The sequence below is a fragment of the Bradyrhizobium sp. genome, from assembly GCF_019244115.1.
In the GTDB taxonomy this organism is placed as follows: Bacteria; Pseudomonadota; Alphaproteobacteria; order Rhizobiales; family Xanthobacteraceae; genus Bradyrhizobium.
The window spans coordinates 1-2,829 of sequence record NZ_JAFATE010000790.1; the positions used below are offsets into that span (position 1 = coordinate 1).

General features: G+C 61.5%; 3 protein-coding genes. All 3 read right to left on the reverse strand.

The genetic code is table 11. From position 1 onward, the window contains the following. The coding region (locus JOZ76_RS33610) for a tetratricopeptide repeat protein (protein ID WP_291705685.1) at nt 1-451 on the reverse strand (451 nt) is incomplete at its 3' end. A gap of 180 nt (nt 452-631) precedes the next feature. Beyond that, nucleotides 632-1,735 carry an alkene reductase gene (locus tag JOZ76_RS33615; RefSeq protein WP_291705686.1) on the reverse strand — a complete coding sequence of 368 codons (1,104 nt, stop codon included), beginning with the start codon at nt 1,733-1,735 and terminating at the stop codon, nt 632-634. A 273-nt stretch (nt 1,736-2,008) separates the two neighbouring features. Beyond that, entirely contained in the window at nt 2,009-2,512 is a 504-nt protein-coding gene (locus JOZ76_RS33620) for a DUF1993 domain-containing protein (RefSeq protein WP_291705687.1), read from the reverse strand. Nucleotides 2,513-2,829: the final 317 nt, after the last annotated feature.

A 2,829-nucleotide genomic window follows, 5' to 3' on the forward strand; every position in this document is an offset into this window, starting at 1 on the left:
AAGCCAGCCGCCCGAGCCGGCCTGCGGCCTCCTGATGGTGCGGGATCACCTTCAGGATTGCCTGCCAGGCCTCGCGCGCCTGCGGCTTCAGCCCGGCCTGATCCAGCGTTCGCGCCTTTTCGACGAAAGCCTCGCGTTGCGGCGCAAGAGCAATCGCACGATCAAGATGCGCCAGCGCGGCATCAAAGTCCTTTTGTGCGCGGGCGATCCGCGCCGCAAGCAGATGCGCCGCGGCGCTGTCAGGGCGTCGCGCGATGCTTGTTTCGATATGGCTGCGGGCGGCTTCGGCATCATTTGCGGAAAACAGCACGGCTGCGAGCAGATGGCTCAACATCGGTTCGCCGGGTTGCCGCTCGAGGCCTTGTTCACAGAATTTTCGAGCCTCATCGCGTTGCCCCGCGTTGAAGGCAGTGGTGGCGCGGCGAACGATGTCTTCGGCGGATGGGATCATGGAAGCATTAGACCAGAGAACGCAGAGGCGAGAAAGAGAGCTGCGCGCGGCAACGCTTTCCGCTTGTCATCGCCCGGCTTGACCGGGCGATCCAGTACGCTGCGGTTTCTCAGCTGATCTCGACGTCTCTGGAATACTGGATGCCCCGCTTTCGCGGGGCATGACGAGCTTGATGTTTGGCTACTCCGCGGCTTGCGGGGCCTCCAGCGTCGGATAGTCGGTATAGCCTTTGGCGCCGCCGCCATAAAACGTGGCCTTGTCCCATTCGTTAAGTGGAGCGCCCTTCTTCAGCCGCTCGACCAGGTCGGGGTTGGAGATGAACGGCTTGCCGAACGCGATCAGGTCGGCGGCGCCTTCCGCGAGCACTTTTGTGGCCAGCTCGAAATCGTAGCCATTGTTGGCGATATAGGCGCCATCGAAACGCTTGCGCAGCGAGGCGTAATCGAAAGGCGCGTTATCGCGCGGGCCGCCGGTCGCACCCTCGATGACGTGGATATAGCTCAGCTTGAGCGCATTGAGGTGATCGACGATGTGCTCGAACAATGGCTGCGGATTGGAGTCGGAAATGTCATTGGCCGGCGTGACCGGGGAGATGCGGATGCCCGTGCGCTCCGCGCCCGCCTCTCTGACAACGGCTTCAGCCACCTCGAGCATCAGCCGGGCCCGGTTCGGGATGGCGCCGCCATAAAGGTCGTCGCGCTTGTTGGCGCCGTCTTTCGCGAACTGATCGAGCAGATAGCCGTTGGCGCCGTGGATCTCGACGCCATCGAAACCGGCGGCGAGCGCGTTGACAGTGCCGCGCCGAAAATCGTCGATGATGCCGGGAATTTCTGACAGTTCGAGCGCGCGCGGCTCCGAGATGTCGGTGAAGGTCCCGTTCACGAAAGTCTTGCCTTTAGCACGGATCGCGCTGGGTGCGACCGGCTTGCCGCCGCCGGGCTGCAGTGCGATGTGCGAAACGCGGCCGACATGCCAGATCTGGATGAAAATCTTTCCGCCGCGCTCATGGACGCGATCGGTGACCTTGCGCCAGCCCTCGACCTGCTCCTTGGAATAGATGCCGGGCGTGTCCTGATAGCCCTGGCCCTGCTGTGAGACCTGGCTAGCCTCGGTGATCAAAAGTCCGGCGCTGGCGCGCTGGCCGTAATAGTCGATCGCAAGCGGGTTCGGCACCATGCTGGGCGGGATCGCGCGATTGCGGGTCAGGGGCGCCATCACGAAGCGGTTGGCAAGCGTGATCGGGCCGAGCTTGAAGGGCTCAAACAGTCTGGTCGGCGTGCTCATGCAGTTGTTTTCCGAGGACGTGGCAGGTCGCCTAGATTTGTGCATTGCGACTGCCTCCGCAATGGCCCAGCCATTCGACAGGCGCAGGTGAGCCGCGCGAAGTACCTTTGTGGGATAATTTGTCCGGATTTCGGAGCGGTGTGAAAAGGATGATCTGTATGCCAAATTTTGGAGGGCAGTTTTTCTTTGGTCATTCCGGGGCGCGCGCGAACCCGGAATCTCGAGCTCCGGGTTCGCGGCCCGTTGGCCGCGCCCCGGAATGACGGCGAGTGATCACGCGATGCCGAGAAAGTCGCGCTTGCCGATCTCGACGCCATTGTGGCGCAGGATTCCGTGCGCGATCGCGGCATGGAAGTAGAAATTCGGAAACGCCGCGCGATTGACGTATTCCTGGCCCTTCAGCGTGATCGAACTATTGGGGCCGGCCGGAAAGGTCACGTCTTTCGCGTCGGCGCCTTCGAATTGCGCAGGCTTGAACGACTTGAGATAGTCGATGGTTTTCGCGAGCCGCTGCCGCAGCTCTTCAAAACTCGTCTCGGTGTCCGGCGTGGTCGGCACCTCGATATGGGCAAGGCGGGCCGTGGTTTTTCCCGCGAAATCGCAGGCGAGCTGAACCTGCTTCGTGAACGGCAGCATGTCGGGATAAAGCCTCGCGTTCAGGATTACCTCGGGCTGAATATTCTTGGCTTTGCAATGCGCCTCGGCCTTGTTGAGAAGGCCGGCCAGGCTGGAAAGGATTTGCACAAAAGCGGGAACGGTCGCGTCGTAAAAGGACATGGCTTCTCTTTCGATGAGGCCTTGGAGCAAGGCCTTTTCGAGATGGGGCCATGATGCGACAATTGCAACTCGTCTCAGATGGTCGTCGCCCGGCTTGACCGGGCGATCCAGTACGCCGCGGCACATCGGCTCAAGTACGGACGCCTCTGGAATACTGGATGCCCCGCTTGAATGTATAGCCCGGGGACATCACCGACGGTTTTTTCCGGTGTTCGGGGACATGGCCGACACGTCATAATGCTTGGATTTGGTGGTTGGGGGGCCAGTCCATGGCATGGCGCGAGGTGTCGGTAATGGATCAGCGGCGGGAGTTTGTG